Annotated in this window: 18 protein-coding genes; 7 read left to right on the forward strand and 11 right to left on the reverse strand. The window is 64.4% G+C overall.

Translation table 11 applies throughout. The features are described from left to right. Positions 1-90: 90 nt before the first annotated feature. Positions 91-993, forward strand: coding sequence for a LysR substrate-binding domain-containing protein (locus NKJ08_RS22700; RefSeq protein WP_352525432.1), 903 nt, complete (start codon positions 91-93; stop codon positions 991-993). Positions 994-1,014: 21 nt separating this feature from the next. On the opposite strand, the gene NKJ08_RS22705 is transcribed toward NKJ08_RS22700, so the two are convergent. Further along, on the reverse strand, positions 1,015-2,004 hold the full coding sequence (locus NKJ08_RS22705; RefSeq protein ID WP_352776775.1) for a zinc-dependent alcohol dehydrogenase family protein: 990 nt from the start codon (positions 2,002-2,004) through the stop codon (positions 1,015-1,017). A 104-nt stretch (positions 2,005-2,108) separates the two neighbouring features. Between NKJ08_RS22705 and NKJ08_RS22710 the strand changes: the two genes are divergently transcribed. Further along, positions 2,109-3,011, forward strand: a complete 903-nt coding sequence (locus NKJ08_RS22710) for a LysR family transcriptional regulator (RefSeq protein WP_352525434.1) — start codon at positions 2,109-2,111, stop codon at positions 3,009-3,011. Positions 3,012-3,099: 88 nt separating this feature from the next. Beyond that, entirely contained in the window at positions 3,100-4,968 is a 1,869-nt protein-coding gene (gene mutL, locus NKJ08_RS22715; protein ID WP_352783406.1) for a DNA mismatch repair endonuclease MutL, read from the forward strand. 35 nt (positions 4,969-5,003) lie between these two features. Here the strand turns inward: mutL and NKJ08_RS22720 are convergent, their stop codons facing one another. Both NKJ08_RS22720 and NKJ08_RS22725 read right to left on the reverse strand, forming a co-directional pair. Then, complete coding sequence (locus NKJ08_RS22720) at positions 5,004-5,348, reverse strand: DUF2185 domain-containing protein (protein WP_352776774.1); 345 nt, start codon at positions 5,346-5,348, stop codon at positions 5,004-5,006. A gap of 79 nt (positions 5,349-5,427) precedes the next feature. Next, positions 5,428-6,321 carry a DMT family transporter gene (locus NKJ08_RS22725; protein WP_352783409.1) on the reverse strand — a complete coding sequence of 298 codons (894 nt, stop codon included), beginning with the start codon at positions 6,319-6,321 and terminating at the stop codon, positions 5,428-5,430. A gap of 91 nt (positions 6,322-6,412) precedes the next feature. On the opposite strand from NKJ08_RS22725, the gene NKJ08_RS22730 reads away from it, so the two are divergent. Together NKJ08_RS22730 and NKJ08_RS22735 are read left to right on the forward strand one after the other, a co-directional pair. After that, positions 6,413-7,339, forward strand: coding sequence for a LysR family transcriptional regulator (locus NKJ08_RS22730; RefSeq protein ID WP_352525440.1), 927 nt, complete (start codon positions 6,413-6,415; stop codon positions 7,337-7,339). A gap of 130 nt (positions 7,340-7,469) precedes the next feature. After that, on the forward strand, positions 7,470-7,703 hold the full coding sequence (locus NKJ08_RS22735; RefSeq protein ID WP_031193470.1) for a DUF2093 domain-containing protein: 234 nt from the start codon (positions 7,470-7,472) through the stop codon (positions 7,701-7,703). 275 nt (positions 7,704-7,978) lie between these two features. Here NKJ08_RS22735 and lpxK read toward each other — a convergent pair whose 3' ends face one another. From lpxK to NKJ08_RS22775, 8 genes are all read right to left on the reverse strand, one after another. After that, entirely contained in the window at positions 7,979-9,007 is a 1,029-nt protein-coding gene (gene lpxK, locus NKJ08_RS22740; protein ID WP_352776772.1) for a tetraacyldisaccharide 4'-kinase, read from the reverse strand. A 1-nt stretch (position 9,008) separates the two neighbouring features. Continuing rightward, a complete protein-coding gene (waaA, locus tag NKJ08_RS22745; RefSeq protein WP_352525442.1) occupies positions 9,009-10,325 on the reverse strand; it encodes a lipid IV(A) 3-deoxy-D-manno-octulosonic acid transferase in 1,317 nt (438 codons plus the stop codon). Then, positions 10,322-11,101: a lysophospholipid acyltransferase family protein gene (locus NKJ08_RS22750; RefSeq protein WP_352525443.1), complete on the reverse strand. Its 780-nt coding sequence runs from the start codon at positions 11,099-11,101 to the stop codon at positions 10,322-10,324. The genes waaA and NKJ08_RS22750 overlap by 4 nt, the downstream gene beginning before the upstream one ends. A 5-nt stretch (positions 11,102-11,106) precedes the next feature. Continuing rightward, the gene (locus NKJ08_RS22755) at positions 11,107-11,352 is read right to left on the reverse strand and encodes a DUF4170 domain-containing protein (RefSeq protein WP_352525444.1); all 246 of its coding nucleotides are present in this window, start codon (positions 11,350-11,352) and stop codon (positions 11,107-11,109) included. A gap of 73 nt (positions 11,353-11,425) precedes the next feature. Then, positions 11,426-12,232: a 3'(2'),5'-bisphosphate nucleotidase CysQ gene (locus NKJ08_RS22760; RefSeq protein ID WP_352525445.1), complete on the reverse strand. Its 807-nt coding sequence runs from the start codon at positions 12,230-12,232 to the stop codon at positions 11,426-11,428. After that, positions 12,219-13,562: a TldD/PmbA family protein gene (locus NKJ08_RS22765; protein ID WP_352525446.1), complete on the reverse strand. Its 1,344-nt coding sequence runs from the start codon at positions 13,560-13,562 to the stop codon at positions 12,219-12,221. Before NKJ08_RS22765 ends, NKJ08_RS22760 begins: the two co-directional genes overlap by 14 nt. Positions 13,563-13,793: 231 nt before the next feature. Next, entirely contained in the window at positions 13,794-15,044 is a 1,251-nt protein-coding gene (locus tag NKJ08_RS22770; protein WP_352525447.1) for an NAD(P)/FAD-dependent oxidoreductase, read from the reverse strand. Between the two features lie 58 nt (positions 15,045-15,102). After that, positions 15,103-16,491, reverse strand: a complete 1,389-nt coding sequence (locus NKJ08_RS22775; RefSeq protein WP_352525448.1) for an aminotransferase-like domain-containing protein — start codon at positions 16,489-16,491, stop codon at positions 15,103-15,105. Positions 16,492-16,823: 332 nt separating this feature from the next. Between NKJ08_RS22775 and NKJ08_RS22780 the strand changes: the two genes are divergently transcribed. Further along, positions 16,824-17,966 carry an ABC transporter ATP-binding protein gene (locus NKJ08_RS22780; RefSeq protein WP_502896107.1) on the forward strand — a complete coding sequence of 381 codons (1,143 nt, stop codon included), beginning with the start codon at positions 16,824-16,826 and terminating at the stop codon, positions 17,964-17,966. A 5-nt stretch (positions 17,967-17,971) separates the two neighbouring features. Beyond that, positions 17,972-19,021, forward strand: coding sequence for an ABC transporter substrate-binding protein (locus NKJ08_RS22785; RefSeq protein WP_352525451.1), 1,050 nt, complete (start codon positions 17,972-17,974; stop codon positions 19,019-19,021). The last annotated feature ends 4 nt before the right edge of the window (positions 19,022-19,025 follow it).

The following is a 19,025-nucleotide window of genomic DNA, read 5'->3' on the forward strand; positions in this document are numbered from 1 at the left end:
AGGCTCCATCTTGCTGTTGGCGACCAATCTAGCCGGACAAAATGCAGCTGTGACGCTGGAAAATCCTGATCTCTTGTATAAGCTCAGCTTATGCGGAGCTTGCGCCATCTGCTGCCCTCGGCCGGCAGCCTGATCGTTTTCGAGGCCGCCGGGCGGCTGTCGAGCTTTACCGCCGCCGGGCGGGAGCTCGGCATTACGCAGGCTGCCGTGTCCTATGCGATCCGCGGGCTTGAAGAACAGCTCGGCGCGAAACTCTTCCAGCGCCGCCATCGACAGGTCAGTCTTACCGAAGCCGGCGATCGCTTTCATGCCGACGTCTCGCTCGGCCTGTCGCACATCCGCAAGTCGGCGGAGGATCTGCGCCAGATCGTCGTCGGCGCTCATGTGACGCTCTCCGCCTCAACCGCCTTCGCCTCGTTCTGGATGATGCCGCGCCTGCAGCAGTTTCGCGACGAATTGCCGGGGATCGACCTGCGCATCCAGACCGCCGACCGCGATCTCGACATCATCGCCGAAGACATCCCGCTCGGCGTTCGTGGTGGCGAGCCCAAGGACTGGCCGGATTATCATTCGCTGCCGCTGGCCGATGAGGAAATATTCCCGGTTGCGGGCGCGAGCTATGTGGCACGGTTCGGGCTGCCCGAGAGCGTCGCAGATCTTCCATCGCACCGTCTCATTCATCTCGAAGAGCCGTTTCGCGAGGCCGCCAGCTGGGACGAGTGGTTCCACTCGGCCGGTGTCGACATCGCCGATGCCGGGCGTGGCTTGCGCATCAACGACTATGCCTTGGTGATCCAGGCAGTCATGGAAGGGCAAGGCATCGCGCTCGGCTGGGGTCACCTCGCCGAGCGGCTGTTGGCATCGGGGCTGCTGGTGCGCGTAACCAACCACACGATGACGACCGGCAAGGGCTTTCATGTCATCTGGTCGAGAAACCGCGAGCTCAGCGACAATGCTCGCAAGGTGCGAGACTGGCTGGCCGCGCAGGCGTGAGGCTATCCCATCAATGCCCGGTCAAACCGTCACGACAATCTTGCCGAATTGTTCGTTCGACTCCAGAAAGCGATGCGCCTCGACGATCTGGTCGAACGAAAAGGTCCTGGAGATTACCGGCTTTAGCGATCCCGACATCAGGCCATCGAAAATGAACGCCTTGGCAGCCTCCAGCTTCGCCGGATCGCTAGTGATTTCGTGGACGAGATAGCCGCGCAGCGTCAGCGTCTTGGCCAGCACGGCGAACAGCGGGAACGGTGTCGGCTCGGGACTCAAACCGCCATATTCGATGAGAATGCCACCCCGTGCCATCGCAGCCGTCAGAGGCTCGAAAATCGGGCCGCCGACTGCGTCGAACACCACTCGGATGTCCTCCGGGCCGGCGATTTCCTTCAGCCGGGCTTCCAGATCTTCTTCCGCTGAAGCAATGACATGGGCGGCGCCGACCTCGAGCAGAGCCCGCTTCTTGGCAGACGTCCGCGTGACCGCGATCGGGGTCGCGCCAACCATGTTGGCGATCTGGATCGCGGCAAGTCCGATACTGCTCGATGCCGCGGTGATGACGACAAAGTCCTCCCTGCCAAGTTTGGCAATGTCGATCAGCGCACCATAGGACGTGAGATATTGCATCCACGCGGCGGCTGCCTCTTCCAAGCTCAGCGATGGCGGGTGCTTGACGACGAGCTCGGCGGGGTATGTGGCAATCTCACCATAGGCAGGCCAGCGGACCATCGACAATGGCGGCACGACGCTGACGGCATCGCCCGGCGCAAACCCGTCCACGCCTTCGCCGACCGTTTCAACGATACCCGCCGCTTCAAGCCCAAGGCCGGAAGGCGACGGCGCGGTCTGGATGTAAGTGCCCGAACGCAGCAGTGCCTCGGCCCGGTTTATGCCAAACGCCTTGACACGGATTTGGACCTCGCCCGGCCCAGGCGCAGGCATGTCGACATTCTCGATGCGCAGAACCTCGGGACCACCAAGCTCATAAAAGCGAACAACACGCGCCATCGGTCACAACTCAAAAATATTTGAACTGAATATGCTATGCCAGCGGCAGTGAGGCGGATAAATAGCCGCTTGAGTAGAGCAGTAGAAACTGGAAGTTTTGAATCATGGATCGCCTTACCAGCATGGCCGTGTTCGTCAAAGCCGTCGACCTGGGCTCGTTCGCGGCCGCGGCGACCGCTCTCGATCTGTCCGGACCGATGGTCGGCAAGCATGTCCGGTTTCTCGAGGAGCGTCTGGGCGTGCGCCTTATCAACAGGACCACGCGCCGCCAAAGCCTGACAGACTTCGGGCGCGCCTATTATGAACGCTGCAGGCTGGTGCTTACTGAAGCGGAGGCCGCGGATGCACTCGCGGCCGACCAGCTTGCCGAGCCGCGCGGAAAGCTGCGTGTCCTCATGCCGGTGCATTTCGGCCGGCGCTGCGTTGCCCCGATCCTGCTCGGGCTTGCGCAGCAATATCCGGCGCTGGAACTTGACCTGTCGTTCAGCGATGCCATCGCCGATCTCGCAGAGGATGGCTGCGATCTCGCTGTCCGCACGGGCGATCTGGAGGACCAGACCGGGGTGATAGCGCGTCGCATCGCGCGCCAGCACATGGTCGTCTGCGCGTCGCCGTCCTATCTCGATAGGCACGGCCAGCCGCAGGCGATAGATGACCTCGGCCGCCATCATGCGATCATCTACCGCCGTTCCGGGCGTGCCGTTCAGCCGTGGCTGTTTCCGCGCAACGGCCAGCCCGCGGCGGAGGTCAGGCCCGTCAGCAGATTACGGCTCGACGATCTCGATGCCATCGCCGATGCCGCGGCCGCCGGCATGGGACTCGCCTGGCTGCCATACTGGATGGTTCGCGAGCGCATTCAAGCCGGCGTACTCGTCCCGCTGTTGCCGGAACAGCCGAGGTTTCTCTATGACGCTCATGCGCTGTGGTTGCAGACGCCCCACTTGCCGATGAAAGTCCGCCTTGCCGTCGATGCACTGGCGGCAGCGCTGCCCAAACTCATGACTTGAATGCACGAGCGGCCCGTCGCGGCCCGCGGCGTGGATTTCCTCAATTCTGCCCTCCCGCATCGACCACGAATCCGCCTATAGTGCTGCCATGCCCATCCGCCAGCTTTCCGAAACGATGATCAACCAGATCGCCGCCGGCGAAGTCATCGAGCGTCCGGCAAGCGTGGTCAAGGAACTGGTCGAGAACGCGCTCGACGCCGGCGCGACGCGCGTCGAGATCGTCACCGCCGGCGGCGGGCTAAACCTGATCCGCGTCAGCGACGACGGCTCCGGCATTCCGGAAAAGGAACTGGCGCTGGCGATCGCGCGCCACTGCACCTCCAAGCTCGCCGACAACATCCACGACATCCGCTCGCTTGGCTTTCGCGGCGAGGCCTTGCCGTCGATCGGCTCGGTGGCGCGGCTGTCGATCCGCTCGCGCACCGCGTCGGGGGACAGCGCCGCCGAGATCGGCATCGACGGCGGTCGCGTCTCTGCCGTGAAGCCGGCCGCCGCCAATCGCGGCACCACGGTCGAGGTGCGCGACCTGTTCTTCGCCACGCCGGCGCGGCTCAAATTCATGAAGGGCGAGCGCGCCGAAAGCTCGGCCATCGGCGACGTGGTCAAGCGCATCGCCATCGCCTTCCCCGCCGTGCGCTTCACGCTGGCCGGGCCGGACCGCTCGACGCTGGAACTGCCGGCGACCGAGGGCGGCCCCGAAGGCCGGCTGCGCCGGGTGGCGCAGGTGATGGGGGCCGACTTTCCGAGCAATGCGATTGCCATCGACGCCGTGCGGGACGGTGTGCATCTCGCCGGCCATGTCTCGGTCCCCTCCTTCACGCGCGCCAACGCGCTGCAGCAATACGCCTATGTCAACGGCCGGCCGGTGCGCGACAGACTGATCGCCGGCGCTATCCGCGGCGCCTTTGCCGACGTGCTGCCACGCGACCGCCATGCGGTCACCGTGCTGTTCCTGACGCTGGATCCGGCAATCGTCGACGTCAACGTCCACCCGGCCAAGGCAGACGTCCGCTTCCGCGCTCCGGGGCTGGTGCGCGGGCTGATCGTCGGCGCCATCCGTGAAGCGCTGGCCAATGCCGGCATCCGCGCCGCCACCACCGGCGCTGCCGGCATGATGGCGGCGTTCCGGCCAGGGGCTGCCTCCTATGCGCATGGCGGGCCGGCCAACGGCCACCGCAGCTACGAGGCGGCCTATCGGGCTTCCGGCTTTGCCGGGTTCGATCCCGCCCGTTCGCCGCAGCGTCCGCTGGACACGCGTCTTGGCGATGCTGCAAATGGCGGATTCGGCGAAGACGATCAAGCGGCGTTCGACGCCGGCCCGCTGCACAGTGCCGACGCGCGTGCCGGGCAGGACCAGGCGGCAGAGACGCTGCTCGGCACGGCATTGGGCGCCGCGCGCGCGCAAGTGCATGAGAACTACATCGTTGCCCAGACCAGGGACTCGCTTGTCATCGTCGACCAGCATGCGGCGCATGAGCGGCTGGTCTATGAGGCCTTGAAAAATGCGCTGCATTCGCGCGCCGTGCCGTCGCAGATGCTGCTTTTGCCCGAGATCGTCGACCTGCCGGAGGAAGATGCCGAACGGCTCGCCATGCACTCCGAGACGCTGGCCCGCTTCGGCCTTGGCATCGAGCGCTTCGGCCCGGGTGCCGTCGCGGTGCGCGAGACGCCGTCGATGCTCGGCGAGACCAATGTCCAGCAGCTGGTGCGCGACCTTGCCGACGAGATCGCCGACAACGCCACGGGCGACACGCGGAAAGGGCGGCTGGACAAAATAGCCGCGACCATGGCCTGCCACGGCTCGGTGCGTTCCGGCCGCCTGCTCAAGCCCGAAGAGATGAACGCGCTGCTGCGCCAGATGGAGGCGACGCCGGGCTCCGGCACCTGCAACCACGGCCGCCCGACCTATATCGAGCTCAAGCTGGCGGATATCGAGCGGCTGTTTGGGCGGCGATGAGGGGATCGCATTGAGCGGCCTCCAAATGGACGGCTCTAGGCATCATCTGGGGGGTCGAACTTCTCATAGACAAACTTCCCCTCACTTCGAAAAAAGGCACTTCCGCAAGGCGCCTCTAGACAAGGGGTAATGAGCGGGTCGTAGTTCGCAATTGTGTTAACATCGAATAGGCTTAAGTTATTCGGATTGTTGACATATTCGTCAGATTCATCACCAGAAAAAAAGCGCCAGCCGCTATCAATCGGACCGTCTGGTGTTTCACGATACAGATAGCCGACTTGTGTGCCATCTACGGTAATGCGATCTGACGCGATACAACTACCGTAACCGACCGCTATTGGGCGAAACGTTGACGCGTCCCGAAAAAACGTCTTGGGCATTCTAAGCTCACTGATGGCGCCCTTATTCCTAATCAGGATCAGCTGCCATGTGTAGTCAGCGGTCAAGCATTTGAGGTAATTACCTCTTCAAATTCACCACGATGACGCCACCCAGCGCCAGCGCGCCGCCGATGATGCCGAGCAAGGTCGGCACTTCGCCCAGCCAGAAGAAGCCGATCAGGGTGGCCACCGGCGAAACCAGATAGAGGAAGTTCGAAGCACGCGCGGCGGACAGGCGGGAAAGTGCCGTTGCCCAGGCGGCGTAGGCGATCAGGCTGGGCACGATGCCGAGAAAGATGACAGCGCCGAGACCGGCGGTATCGGCGACCGCCGCCTGCGCAAGGCCGCTCGGCAGGAAGGGCGCCAGGCAGAGCGCGCCAAGCACCATGTTCGAGGCCGAGATCGTCAGCGGGTGATGGCGCGCAAACAGCGGCTTCTGGACGATGGTGTTGACGGCCGAGCACAGCGCCGAGCCGAGGACAAGCAACGCGCCATTGTTGAAATGCAATCCTTGCCCCTCGCCCATGGCGATGATGCCGATACCGGCGAAGGACAGGAATGTGCCGGCCCAGGCAAGGCCTGAGAAGCGTTCGCCGAGCAGCGCCATGGCCATGATGGCGGTGAAGATCGGGCTGACATTGATGATGAAGCCGGCGGCACCGGCCGAAACGGTCAGCTCGCCAAAATTGAGCATCACCGTGTACAAGGCGACGAAAATGGAGCCGCCGAAAGCAAAGCGCCAGAGTTCGTCGAGCCTGGGCAGAGCCGGCCGCTTGATGGCAAGGAAGATCGCCGCCGGAACCGCAGCGATGGCAAAGCGCAGCGCGCCAAGCTCCAGCGGCCCGAAGGCGGCGAGGCCGGCGCGGATCGCCGGAAAAGCAGAGGCCCAGCCAACCACCGTCAGCGCCACCGCGATGACCGCTGTGGTATCCATCCGCTGTGTCGGATTCAACGTGCCGGTGTAAACGCTCATCTCGGTGTCCCCACGATTCAATGCCATGAAACAGAGAAAACGCCATAGTGAGCCGGTTGACAAACGAACAAATCGAGGATCACCTGTGACTATGGATCACAGCTTAGACCCGATGCTGCCGCTTGAAACCTTGCGCGCCTTCGATGCCGCGGCGCGCACCGGCAGCTTTTCGGCGGCGGCCGAGAAGCTCAACATCACCCATGGCGCCGTCAGCCGGCAGATCGCCAAGCTCGAGGGCTGGCTCGGGCTGAAAGTGTTCGATCGCGGCGCGCGCGGCGTCTCGCTGACCGTCGAGGGCAATCGCCTGCATCTGCGCACCACCGAAGCCTTCGCCCTGATCGCCAGCAATTCGGATCGCTGGATCGAGCCGCGCGGCACGGCGGTGGTGCGGCTGACCTCGATCCCCTCGGTCAGCGGGCTGTGGCTGATGCCGCGCATGGCGGTGCTGGAGAACCACCCGTCCAAGCTGCGCATCGTGCTCGACGTCGACATCCGCCAGGGCGATCTTGCCGACGAGGGTATCGACCTTTCGATTCGCTGCGGGCGCGGCCGCATTCCGGGCCGGATCTCGGTGCAACTTTTCGAGGAATATGTGTTCCCGGTCGCCTCCCCGGAATTGGCCAAGGAGATCGGCCGCGGAGATCCTGCCCGGCTGCTCAAATTTCCGGTGATCAACGATTCCGACGCTTCGGCCTGGCGCGCCTGGTTTGCGGCGCAGGAAATGGACTATCGGCCGCGGCCGCACGATCGCCGTTTCGAGGATTACAATCTCGTACTCGACGCCGCCGCGCACGGGCTCGGCATTGCGCTGGCGCGTCCGCCATTGACGGTGGATCAGTTGAACTCGGGCCGCATCGTCGCCGTAGACGAACGCAGTGCGCTCAGCCCGATATCCTACTGGCTCGACCGGCCGCTGGGGCGGCCGCGCGCTGCCGCCGCCGAGCTCGCCCGGCGCATCGCAGTCCAAGCCGGGCTGGCAGCGGAGAAGATCGGGCAGTTTATCACGGCTGAGGAATGAGATGCCGGGCATCCGCTTTGCCGGCTTGTTCGAGCAAGTGTCACGGGAAACAGAACCAAGCAAGGCCAACCAAGCTTGACCTCGCCGCAATTTGTGGCGATGACATCGTCATGAATTTCGGCACCACCCCATGATGAACCGGTTCGAAGGCCCCGGCGGCAAGGAAGCCCGCATCCGCTACCTCGACGGCGACTTCCAGGTGACCAGCCCCGGCGCCTTCGTGCGCTGCGCGGTGACCGGCGAGAGCATTCCGCTCGACGAGCTCAAATACTGGAGTGTCGCCAGGCAGGAACCCTATTTGAATGCCGCCGCCTCGCTGCGCCGTGAGATCGAAGCGCATCCGGAACTGCGCCGCCGACGGTAGTCTGACGCAAATGGAAGTCGCCCCGCTGCGATCCTTTGCGCCCCTCTCTGCCCCGAAGTCAGGCCGACAACACCGGCCTCAGAGGTTATCTCACAACAAAAAACCCGCCTCGGGGCTCGAGCGCGGGTCGTCGGCGAATCATCACCATGTCCAAATTAGTAGCATAGCTGCATTAGTAGCATAGCTGCCGGCACAAAGCAAGAACAAAATATGCCGCGACCAGCGGAAAGATGCAAAATCCCCGTCCCCGCATCGCCTCGGTGCTCAGCTGCTGGTCAGCCTCTCAGCCGGCGCTGCCGCCATGCATCCAGTGTCTCGTCGATGATGCGTTGCGGCACGTGGTCGAGCTCGAAGACGGTGTCGATCTCCAGCACGTCGAGCCGGTCGAGGAATTCCGGCGGCGCTGCGCCATGACGCAGGCGGGCAGCGTCCTTGGCGGTGGTAATGAGGCCAAGCCCGGCTTTACGCGCCGTCGCCGCCAATTCGGCAAGTTCGTCCTCGCCATAGAAATGATGGTCAGGAAACGATTTGGTCAGCGCAAGCTCGCCGCCGGCCTCGCGGACAGTGTCGAAAAACTTGTCGGGATGACCGATGCCGGCGAACGCCAGGAACCGCCTGCCGGCCAGCGTCACCTTGCTGCTCGGGGCGGTGTGCGCCTCGAAGATCGGCCTCCCGGCGCGCGCTGCCTGGCGCACGACCGTGTCGGCCGCGGTGCCCTCGCCCATCTTCAGCAACGCGCTGGTGAAGACCAGCTGGTCGACGATGTTTGCCCGCAGCGGCCCGCCGGGGATGACGCTGCCGTTGCCGATGCCATAGCGCGCGTCGACGACGACCAGCGCATAGTCGATGTGGATGCGCGCGCTCTGAAAACCGTCATCCATGATCAGGAAATCGCAGCCGAGCTTTTCCAGCAGAAGTCTGGCGCCGGCGGCCCGGTTCGGCGTCACCGCGACCGGCGCGTGTTCGGCCAGAAGCAGCGGCTCGTCGCCGACATGCTTGGCGGCGTCGTGGTGCGGATCGACGATATGCGGCTGCGCAAAGGAGCCACCATGGCCGCGCGACAGGAAACCGGGATTGAGCTGCATGCGCCGGGCCTGTTCGGCCAATGCGATCGCCACCGGCGTCTTGCCGGTGCCGCCGACGGTGAAGTTGCCGACGCAGAGCACCGGCGCCTCGACCTTTTCGCGCGGCGCGTGCCGCATGCGGCGACCGGCGACAAGCGCATAGACGGCGGAGAGCGGCGACAGCGCCGTGACCCGCCAGTCCGGCTCTTCCCACCAGAAGGGTGGCGCTTCCGAGGTCACGTCAGCGCCCGTTTGCGCCCTTCAGGCGCGACTTGACGACCAGCGGCTGGATATAAGGCTCGAGCGACCTAAGCGTGTGTGCCAGCGCACCGCGCATCTCGTCGACGGTCGCCGCACCCGCCGCCATCATCTCATGGCGGGCCGCCTCGTTGGTCAAAAGGAAATTGACTGCGCCGGCCAGCATATCACGGTCGCGCACCAGCTTGGCGCCGCCACTGTCGAGCAGGCGCTGATAGGCCTCGCGAAAATTCTGGACGTTGCGGCCGGCAAGCACCGCCGTCTCCAGCATGGCCGGTTCCAGCGGGTTCTGGCCGCCCTCGGAAGTGAGCGAACGGCCGACAAAGGCGATTTCCGTCAGCCTCAGATAAAGCCCCATCTCGCCGATCGTGTCGCCGAGCAGGATATCGGTATCGGCGGTGATCCTGTCGCCCTTGCTGCGCTGCGCCAGCTTCAGGCCCATGCCGGAAATCTGCGCGGCCAGCTGCTCGGCGCGATCGGGATGGCGCGGCACGATGATGGTTAAAAGCCCGTGATGCCGCTTGTGCAGCATGGCGTGAACTTCCGCGGCGACCACCTCTTCGCCGTCATGGGTCGAGATCGCCGCCCAGGTCGGGCGGGCGCCGATCTGGCGTTTCAGCGCCGACAGCGCCCGTTCGTCGACCGGCGGCGGCGCGGTGTCGACCTTGAGATTGCCGGATACGGTGACCGGCCGGGCGCCGAGCGAAAGGAAGCGCTCGCCATCGAGATCCGACTGGGCGACGACATGGGCGAGATTTTCGAACAATGCTTCGGCGATGTTGGCGCGCTTCTTCCAGGATTTGAAGGAGCGGTCGGACAGCCTGCCATTGACCAGAACCTGCGGCACGCGGCGGGCGCCGAGTTCCAGGATGGTCATCGGCCAGATCTCCGATTCGGCGATGATCGCCAGGTCCGGCTGCCAATGGTCGAGGAAGCGGCTGACCGCCGGCTTGAGGTCGAGCGGCACATATTGGTGGATGATGCGGTCACCCAGACGTTCTTCGGCGACCTGTGCCGAGGTGACCGTGCCCGTCGTCAGGACGATGTTGACGCCGTAATCGAGAATGCTCTCGACCAGCGGCACGACGGCGATGGTCTCGCCGACGCTGGCTGCATGGATCCAGATCACCGGGCCTTCGGGGCGCTCGCGTCCGGCGACGCCGTAGCGTTCGCGCCGGCGAATGCGATCCTCCTTGCCTCTGGACGTGCGCCAGGCGACATAAGGCCCGGCCAACGGGTAGGCGGCGGCCCCCGCGAAACGGTATGCGGTCAGGAAGGCGCGCGCCCAGCGCACACTCATTTCGAACCGTCCACAAGGCGATAGGCCTCGGCGGTTGCGGCATTGAGCGAGGCCGTAACCTCCTGGCGCTTGCGTTCCATTTCCGTCGCGTCGGCGTTGGCCGGCACGAAGACAGGCGTGCCGACGACGATCGAGGAGCGGCCGAAGGGCAGGTTGATCGTCGTCTTGTCCCAGCTGCCCTCGATCACCTTGCGGCGGCTGGTGGCTATCGCGGCAGGCAGGATCGGCCGGCCGGACAGCCGCGCCAGAAGAACGACACCGAGCCCCGCATCGCGCGGCGTGCCGTGGGGAATATCAGCAATCATGGCGACGTTCTTGCCGGTGGCGAGCGACTTTTTGAGGGCGATGAGCGCCTTGGCGCCGCCCTTGTCGAGATGCCTTGCGCTTTCGCGCCCGCCGGAGCCGCGCACCGCCTCGATGCCGAATTTCTCGACCATCAACGCGTTGAGCTCGGCATCGGCGCTGCGCGACACCATGGCAACCAAGGGCCGTCCTTTGGGATAATAGGCCGGGGTCAGCAGATGCTGGCCGTGCCAGAGCGCGATGATCCCGGGCTCGAGCTGCGCATAGGCGCCGCCGGAAAATTTCGCCGATCCGTCGACCATGCGGTTGGTCAGGCGGACAAGGCGGACGAAATACGCAAACAGGGCGGCAATGGCATTCTTGACGAATCGCGACTGCGCCAGCGGTTCGCGGATCTTGCGCCAGAACGTCTTCGGCTTGCGACGTCTGACCGCCGACCGCGGGGCTGATCGCTTCACCGATTCATGGTTCATCGATATCAACCGGCAGCCTTGTTTTCGGGGTCGAGCAGCCGGTGCAGGTGAACGACGAAATAACGCATATGGGCATTGTCGACGCTGGCTTGCGCCTTGGCCTTCCAGACGGCGTGCGCCGATTGATAGTCCGGATAGATGCCGACGATGTCGAGCGCGTCGAGATCGCGAAATTCGGTGCCGCCCAGCTTCTTGAGTTCGCCGCCGAACACCAGGTGCAACAGCTGTTTCTTTCCGTCTTCAGCGGCCATGTCGATCCTTCACATATCGTGAGTTGGGACAGGTCTAGACCAAAGCTGCCGACTTTGGAACCGTTGATAATGTTCAATTGTCCAGCCCGGCGATGACGCCGGCGAGCACGGTGAGGAGTTCGCCACTGCCGGCGGCGAGCGACCCGTGGCGGATCACCTCGCCGGCATAGAGCGGTGCGCGGCCGTGCCGATCGAGCAAGGCGCCGCCTGCCTCGCGCAGGATGAGGTCGGCCGCGGCGATGTCCCAGTCATGCGCGTTGGCCTTGACGAAGGTGGCATCGAGCTGGCCGCCGGCGATCATCGCCAGCCGGTAGGCGAGCGAAGGAATATAGGGCACGCGCTTCAGCCGTTTGTGCCATCTCGCCGGCATCAGGTCGATCATCGGCTTCGGTCCGGCGATTTCGGCCGTTTCCGTCGGCGGACGCACGCCGATGCGCTTGCCGTTCAGGAATGCGCCCTCGCCGGGCAGCGCCCAATAGATTTCGCCCTTCGCCGGGCAGTCGAGCACGCCGGCAAGCGTGCGGCCGTTCTCGACCACCGCGACGCTGACGCACCACGTGGGCAGGCCCTCGAGGAAGCCGCGCGTGCCGTCGATCGGATCGACGACGAAGGTGCGGCGCGCGACAAGCCTTACCGGGTCGTCGACGGTTTCCTCCGACAGCCAGCCATAGTCCGGCCGGGCCGCCAGCAAGGTCTCGCGCAGATATTTGTCGGCGGCGTGGTCGGCTTCGCTGACCGGCGAGGTGCCGCCCTTCATCCACACTTGCGGGTTGTTGTTGAAGTAGCGCATAGCGATGAGGCCCGCCTCGCGGGCAGCGTCGCGCAGCAGCGGCAGGTCTTCAGCAGCGCCGGCCGAGACGACCGGATCAAGCTCCGGCAAGGGTCATTCCTTCGATCAAAAGCGTGGGTGCAGCGGTGCCGAAATTGCGGTCGAGATCACTCGCCGGAACCATGTTGAGGAACATGGTCTTCAAATTGGAGGCGATGGTCACCTCAGCAACGGGATAGGCCAGCTCGCCATTTTCGATCCAGAAGCCGGAAGCGCCGCGGCTATACTCGCCTGTCACCATGTCGACGCCCTGGCCGAACACTTCGGTGACGTAAAAACCGGTCTTGAGCGACTTGATCAGCTCTTCCGGCGTGTTTTCGCCGGGCTCAATGGCGAGATTGGTCGATGACGGCGAGACCGAGGAGCCGTTGCGCGAGCCGCGCCCATTGGTGACGAGGCCTAGTTCCCGCGCCGCCGAGGTCGACAGGAACCAGTGGTTGAGCACGCCCTTGTCGACCATGAACAGTTTTTCGCCCTCGACGCCTTCGCCGTCGAATGGGCGCGAGGCCTGTCCGCGGCGCCGGAGCGGCTCGTCGCTGACGGTGATTGCGGCCGAAGCTACTTTCTTGCCCATCATGTCGCGCAGAAAGCTGGTCTTGCGCGCCACCGCGGCGCCATTGATGGCACCTGCGAGATGGCCGGCAATGCCGCGCGCCACGCGCGGATCGAACACCACGTCGACCGGCCCGGTCGCAGCCTTGCGCGCGCCAATGCGGCGTACGGCACGCTCACCGGCCTTGCGGCCGATGTCTTCCGGCGCGTCGAGATCGGAAAAATGCTGGCGCGAGGAGAATTCGTAATCGCGCTCCATGCCGGTGCCCTCGCCGGCGATCACGCTGGTCGAGCGCGAAAAGCGCGAGGCGACATAATGGCCGACAAAACCGTGCGAAGTGGCGAGCACCAGCCCGCCAAGCCCGGCACTGGCACCGCTGCCGGCCGAATTGGTGACGCCCTTGACGGCAAGCGCCGCCGCCTCCGCGGCAAGGGCTGCTTCCTTCAATCGGTCGGCCGAAACCTCGGTGGCATCGAACAGATCGAGGTCGCGTGGCTTCTTGACCAGCAGGACCGGATCGGCGAGACCCTGATAGGGATCCTCAGGCGACACTTTGGCCATGGCGACGGCGCGCTCGGCCAGCATGTTAGGGTCGGACGCGGCCGTTGCCGAGACGCTCGCCACCCGCCTGCCGACGAAGACACGCAACGAGACGTCCTCGCTCTCGGACGCCTCTGTGCCTTCGACCTTGCCGAGCCGGACCGACACGCCGGTCGAACGGCCGCGCACCGCGACCGCATCGGCGGCATCGGCGCCGGCCCGTTTGGCAGCCTCGACCAGGGCCGCGACGCGATCGGTCAATTTCGCTGCGTCGAGCGTATCGGTCATGCACATAATCCTGTTTATTTGCGGCCGGCTGCAGGGGCAACCGCTGATGCACCATCTATTGTCCCGGTGCGCTTTCTGCAATGGGAGAAGGCAATCAGATGCATCGGCTGAGGTCGGCGCGACCGATCTATAGCGCCGTCCGTTCTTCTTGACGCACATAAAGACCATGTAGATCTTTGATCTTGCGCATTAGGCTGGTCTGATCAACCGGAAGGCGTGACCTTCGATCGGTCAGGCGCGGAAGCGATCAGCCGAAAACGTCGCGACACGCCCTGGATCGCCGCGACCACTGATCCGCTCGGCAACCAGGCGTGCAGTGATCGGAGCGAGTGTCAGGCCGAGGTGGCCGTGACCGAAAGCGTGGATCACCCTGGAGCTGGCGCGCGACGGACCGATAACCGGCAGGGAATCGGGCAGCGACGGCCGGAACCCGAGCCATTCGGATGAGGGCTGGCCGAGTTGGGGAAAGAATTGCCGGACACCGCGATCGAGCAGTGCCAGCCGGCGCGGATTTGCCGGCGCTGCAAGCCCGCCGAGTTCGACTGTTCCGGCAACACGCAGCCGGCCGGTCATCGGCGTCATGTAGAAGCCGAGATCGACAGGACAGACCGGACGATTGAGCACAGGCGCTTCGGTCGGGAATTCGAGATGATATCCGCGTTCGGTCTCGAGCGGGATCCTGTCGCCGGCCTGCATCGCCAACGCCTGTGATTTCGCGCCCGCGGCGATCACCACCGTGTTCGCCTTGACGCGAAAGCCGGAACCGCTGAGCCTGACACCGTCCGCCTCGACCCGCAGTCCGGTTATCTCAGCCTGCGCCACCGAAACGCCGCTGTCGGTCGCGGCATTGAGCAACCGCCGCATCATTTTCTTCGGATCGGTGACATTCATCGAGTCCGGGAAGTACAGTCCGCTGGCCCCGGTTGGGGGGAGGCCGGGCTCCAGCGCGGCCACCGCTGCTGGCGTCAGAACGTCTTGATGGACGCCAAACCCGGCGCGTAGCGCCCTGCCGCCGGCAGCCTTGGCGAAATCGCTCTCGCGACGATACAAGTACAGACAGCCATTGCGTCGCAGCAGGTCTGCCATGCCGGCCTCCTCCACCATCTCCTCCCGGGCGGGCAGGGCTTCGGCAAGAAGCCCCGCGAGTGCCAGCGCATTGGCGCGCGTGGCGGCTGGAAGCGACTGCCGCACGAAGCGGAGCAGCCAGGGTGCGACCTGGAAAAATGCTGCCCAGCGCAGCGCGAAGGGGCTGTCCGGATCGAGAAGCAGTTTTGGCAACGAGCGCAGCACGGCCGGATTGCCTACCGGCATGCAGGCATATTCGGCAAGCGTTCCAGCATTGCCGAAAGAGGCGCCGGAGCCCGGCTCATTGGCGTCTATGAGCAGGACTTCGCGACCGTCAACTGCGAGCCGGAGTGCCGTCGCCAGTCCAACAACGCCGGCACCGATGATGGCGATGTCAGTGGTCTCAGATGTTGCCACCACCGTATCCTTGACCATGATGTTCCGAAACCCTGCTCCCACCTTTTGGGATCATGATCTAGACGAAGCCAGGCAATTGCAGATGGCCGGCCGATAACAGTTCGGCCATCGTGTTCAGGGCCGTGCGCAGATCGTCGAGCGAGCGCGCGGCGCCGACATTGATACGCACGCCGTGCTGTACCGGCTCGCGCCCAACCGCGAAGGCATCACCCGGGAGCACGGCAACGCCACGTTCCAGGCAGGTACGAGCGAAACCCGCGCCCCGCCACGGCTCCGGAAGGCGCAGCCAGGCATGCGTCGAGGTTGGGTGGTTCTGGACATCGTAGCGGCCGAGGATTTCGGTGAGGATGGCCTGGCGCTGGCGAAGCTCCTGCTTCTGCGTTTCTATGATGCGCGCCGCCAAGCCCTCTTCTATCAGCCGCGCGCCGATCAGTGCAGTCAAAGGACTGATGCTCCAGCAGTTGATGCGCAAAGCCGCTGCAACCTGGCCGGCTATGGCGCGTGGCGCGATAACAAAACCGAGCCGCAGCCCTGGGGCAAGGCATTTCGACAAGGCGCCGACGTGAACCGTCAATTCGGGCTCGAGGCTGGCAAGCGATGGCGGCGGATTGTCTGCCAGCGGGCGGTAGACATCATCCTCGATGATGAGGACGTTGTGGCGGCGGGCCACAGCCACCAGCTCGTGCCGGCGTTCCTCGACCAGCGTGATGGTGGTCGGATTGTGAAGCGTGGGGACCAGGAAGACCGCGCGTGGGCGAAGCTGCGCGCAGGCCGCGTCGAACGCGTCGGCCCGCATGCCGCCACGGTCCATGGCGACGCCTCTCAGATCGAGCCCATGCACCCGGCACAGTGCATTGATGCCCTGATAGGTCACTTCGTCGGCGAGCACGACCTCGCCCTGCCTGGTCACCGCCCCAAGTACGCAATCCAGCCCATGCTGGGCGCCCGCCGCCAGCACCACGCGGCCGGGATCGCCTTCCCCCGCCACCGGTCGCATCCACTCGGCGATTGCCGCCCGCGCCCAAAGCGGCCCCTCGGGCGGGTGATAGTCCTGAAGCGTGGCGTAGTGCCGGTCCTTGGACAGGCGCGGCAATAACAGCCCCAACGCGTCGAGATAGGCCGACGTCGCAGGTCTGTTGACGGAAAGATCGATGACGCCGGTGTCGTCGCTCGGCGCTGACACGAAACCTGGCCTTTCGCCGCCGTTGCGGGCAGCGACCGTTGTGCCGCGTCCGGGCCGCGCGTCGAGCAGGCCGCGCTGCTGGAGCGTCGACAATGCGCGCGTCACCGTGGTGACATTGATGCCCAGTGCGCGGGCGATCTCGCGCTGTGGCGGCAGGCGGTCGCCAACCGCAAGCGTGCCGGACGTGATTCGTTCGGCAATAGCGTCGGCAAGGCGGCGATAGACCGGGCCTTCATCCGAGGCGAGTTGCAGGTCCTGAAGCATGCGGATTGGCGGATTCGGTGTGTTGACACTTTGGCTACCGGCGCATCTAGCATAAGACAACGCTCCGGACAATAGCGCTTGTCTGACGCCTACTCTCAAAATCCGATCGAAAAATCTCACACAACTTAGAAAAAATCGGCTTGACGGCCAAACTTGTCTGCATCTATGGTTCTTTAGAGATCGATTGTGTGAGCATACAAGTTTGGTTTGCCGCCATTGTGCGGCAGCGTCATGCGAGACCGACACATGCACGGCAAGCACCACCTCGTTTCAACAAGCAGCCTCTGCCGCAGCTCGACGGATTTCCGTTCGTGACCGTCCAACCGGCAGCGCTGGCAGGCGCCGATTCGGCAGCGGGCGCCGATGCCGGCAGCCATGGATTTGTCGAGTTTGTCGGCGTCGAGAAATCCTATGACGGCCGGACCTTCGCGGTAACGCGGCTGAACCTCGGCGTGGCGCGCGGCGAGTTCCTCACCCTTCTCGGCCCCTCCGGTTCGGGCAAGACGACGACGCTCAACATGCTTGCCGGGTTCGAACGGCCGACCAGCGGCGTCATCACGCTTGAAGGCCGGTCGGTCGACAGGCTGCCGCCGTATCAACGCAACATCGGCATGGTGTTCCAGAACTACGCCCTATTTCCTCACATGAGCGTCGAGGAAAACGTCGCCTTCCCGCTTTCCGTCCGCAAGATCACCAAGGCGGACATTTCCTCCCGCGTCGGCCGCGCGCTCGACATGGTGCGGCTGCGGCAGTTCGGCGACCGGCGGCCGGCACAGCTTTCCGGCGGTCAGCAGCAGCGCGTCGCGCTTGCCCGCGCGTTGGTGTTCGAGCCGAGCCTGGTGCTGATGGACGAGCCGCTCGGCGCGCTCGACAAGAAGCTGCGCGAGCACATGCAGCTCGAAATCAAGCAGCTGCACACAATGCTCGGCGTCACCATCGTCTATGTGACACACGACCAGAGCGAGGCGCTGACGATGTCGGACCGCGTCGCCGTCTTCAACAATGGCGGGATTGCCCAGCTCGGTTCGCCGGATGATCTCTACAACGCGCCGCAAACTTCGTTTGTCGCAAGCTTCATCGGCGAGAACAATACGCTGCTCGGCAAGGTCGAACGCGTCTCTGGCAAGGAGTGCCGCGTCGCGCTGGACGGTGGTGGTTCGATCACAGCGCTCGCCATCGGAGTTGCGGAGGGCGCAGCCTGCCATGTCGCCATCCGCCCGGAGCGGCTGAAGCTTGCACCCGCTTCGAAAGGAGCAAATGGGCTGGCCGGCACGGTCGATGGCCGCATCTATCTCGGCGACCACCAGCGTCTTTTGGCCAGGCTGGAAAACGGACAGGTGCTGACCGTCAAGGTCGGCCCCGAAACGACCATGGGCAACGGGGAACCGGTCACGGTTTCCTGCGCGCCCAACGACTGCCGTGCCTTTCCGGCCGATGCCGGAACAGGCGGTTCCATCTCGAAAACAGGGGAATAAGAACAATGAAAATCACAAAAGCCCGGCTGTTCGCCTTCGCGGCAGCCACAGCATTCATCACGTCAGGACATGTCGCCTTCGCCGACGAGCTTTCGATCATGGCCAGCGGCGGCGCCTGGCAGGATGCCCAGCGCAAGGCATGGTTCGAGCCGTTCAGCAAAGAGACCGGTGCCAAGATCGTCGAGCAGGAATATCTTGGCGATCTCGGCAAGGTCAAAGCCATGGTCGATACCGGCAACGTGCCGATCGACCTGGTGACGGTCGAGACCGCGACCGTGCTGCAGGGTTGCGACGCCGGCATTCTCGAGCGCCTCGACTATTCCAAGATCGCGCCGCGCGAAAAGTTCCTCGAAGGCTCCGCGCTCGACTGCGGCGTCGGCCTCGACGCCTATGGCGACGTGCTCGCCTATGACCCCAACGTGCTGAAAGAGGCCCCGACCTCGGTGCTCGACATCTTCGACACGACCAAGTTTCCGGGCAAGCGCGCGATGCGCAAGTTCCCGGCGCAGAATTTGGAATGGGCGCTGATGGCCGATGGCGTCGCGCCGGCCGATGTCTACAAGGTGCTGGCCACGCCGGAGGGCGTCGACCGCGCCTTCAAGAAACTCGACACCATCAAGAAAGACATCGTCTGGTGGGATGCCGGCGCACAGCCGCCGCAGCTCCTCGCATCCAAGGAAGTGGTGATGACCACCGCCTGGAACGGCCGTATCCAGAATGCGATCGACAAGGACGGGGCGCCATTCAAGATCGTCTGGAACAACCAGATCCTCGAATACGACATGATCGCCATTCCGAAGGGCGCCAAGAACCCAGAGCTGGCCTACAAATACCTTGCCTATATCAGCCAGCCGGAAAACAACGCCAAGCTCGCCAGCTACATCACCTATGGGCCGGTGCGCACCGATGCAGCTTCCTTTGTCGCGCCGGACGCCCTGCCCAAATTGCCGAACGCGCCTGACCACATGACCGCTTATCTGGTCGCCGATACCGAATTCTGGGGCGACTATGGCGAGGATCTGGTCAAGCGTTTCAACGCCTGGCTCGCGCAGTAGGAAA

Source organism: Mesorhizobium sp. M0244, assembly GCF_040321795.1.
Lineage (GTDB): Bacteria > Pseudomonadota > Alphaproteobacteria > Rhizobiales > Rhizobiaceae > Mesorhizobium.

What these genes read in the sequence shown, in the direction of transcription:
- NKJ08_RS22700 (WP_352525432.1), top strand. Translation starts at nt 91, where the DNA reads ATGCGGAGCTTGCGCCATCTGCTGCCCTCGGCCGGCAGCCTGATCGTT.
- NKJ08_RS22705 (WP_352776775.1), bottom strand. Translation starts at nt 2,004, where the DNA reads ATGGCGCGTGTTGTTCGCTTTTATGAGCTTGGTGGTCCCGAGGTTCTG.
- NKJ08_RS22710 (WP_352525434.1), top strand. Translation starts at nt 2,109, where the DNA reads ATGGATCGCCTTACCAGCATGGCCGTGTTCGTCAAAGCCGTCGACCTG.
- mutL (WP_352783406.1), top strand. Translation starts at nt 3,100, where the DNA reads ATGCCCATCCGCCAGCTTTCCGAAACGATGATCAACCAGATCGCCGCC.
- NKJ08_RS22720 (WP_352776774.1), bottom strand. Translation starts at nt 5,348, where the DNA reads ATGCCCAAGACGTTTTTTCGGGACGCGTCAACGTTTCGCCCAATAGCG.
- NKJ08_RS22725 (WP_352783409.1), bottom strand. Translation starts at nt 6,321, where the DNA reads ATGAGCGTTTACACCGGCACGTTGAATCCGACACAGCGGATGGATACC.
- NKJ08_RS22730 (WP_352525440.1), top strand. Translation starts at nt 6,413, where the DNA reads ATGGATCACAGCTTAGACCCGATGCTGCCGCTTGAAACCTTGCGCGCC.
- NKJ08_RS22735 (WP_031193470.1), top strand. Translation starts at nt 7,470, where the DNA reads ATGATGAACCGGTTCGAAGGCCCCGGCGGCAAGGAAGCCCGCATCCGC.
- waaA (WP_352525442.1), bottom strand. Translation starts at nt 10,325, where the DNA reads ATGAGTGTGCGCTGGGCGCGCGCCTTCCTGACCGCATACCGTTTCGCG.
- NKJ08_RS22750 (WP_352525443.1), bottom strand. Translation starts at nt 11,101, where the DNA reads ATGAACCATGAATCGGTGAAGCGATCAGCCCCGCGGTCGGCGGTCAGA.
- NKJ08_RS22755 (WP_352525444.1), bottom strand. Translation starts at nt 11,352, where the DNA reads ATGGCCGCTGAAGACGGAAAGAAACAGCTGTTGCACCTGGTGTTCGGC.
- NKJ08_RS22765 (WP_352525446.1), bottom strand. Translation starts at nt 13,562, where the DNA reads ATGACCGATACGCTCGACGCAGCGAAATTGACCGATCGCGTCGCGGCC.
- NKJ08_RS22775 (WP_352525448.1), bottom strand. Translation starts at nt 16,491, where the DNA reads ATGCTTCAGGACCTGCAACTCGCCTCGGATGAAGGCCCGGTCTATCGC.
- NKJ08_RS22785 (WP_352525451.1), top strand. Translation starts at nt 17,972, where the DNA reads ATGAAAATCACAAAAGCCCGGCTGTTCGCCTTCGCGGCAGCCACAGCA.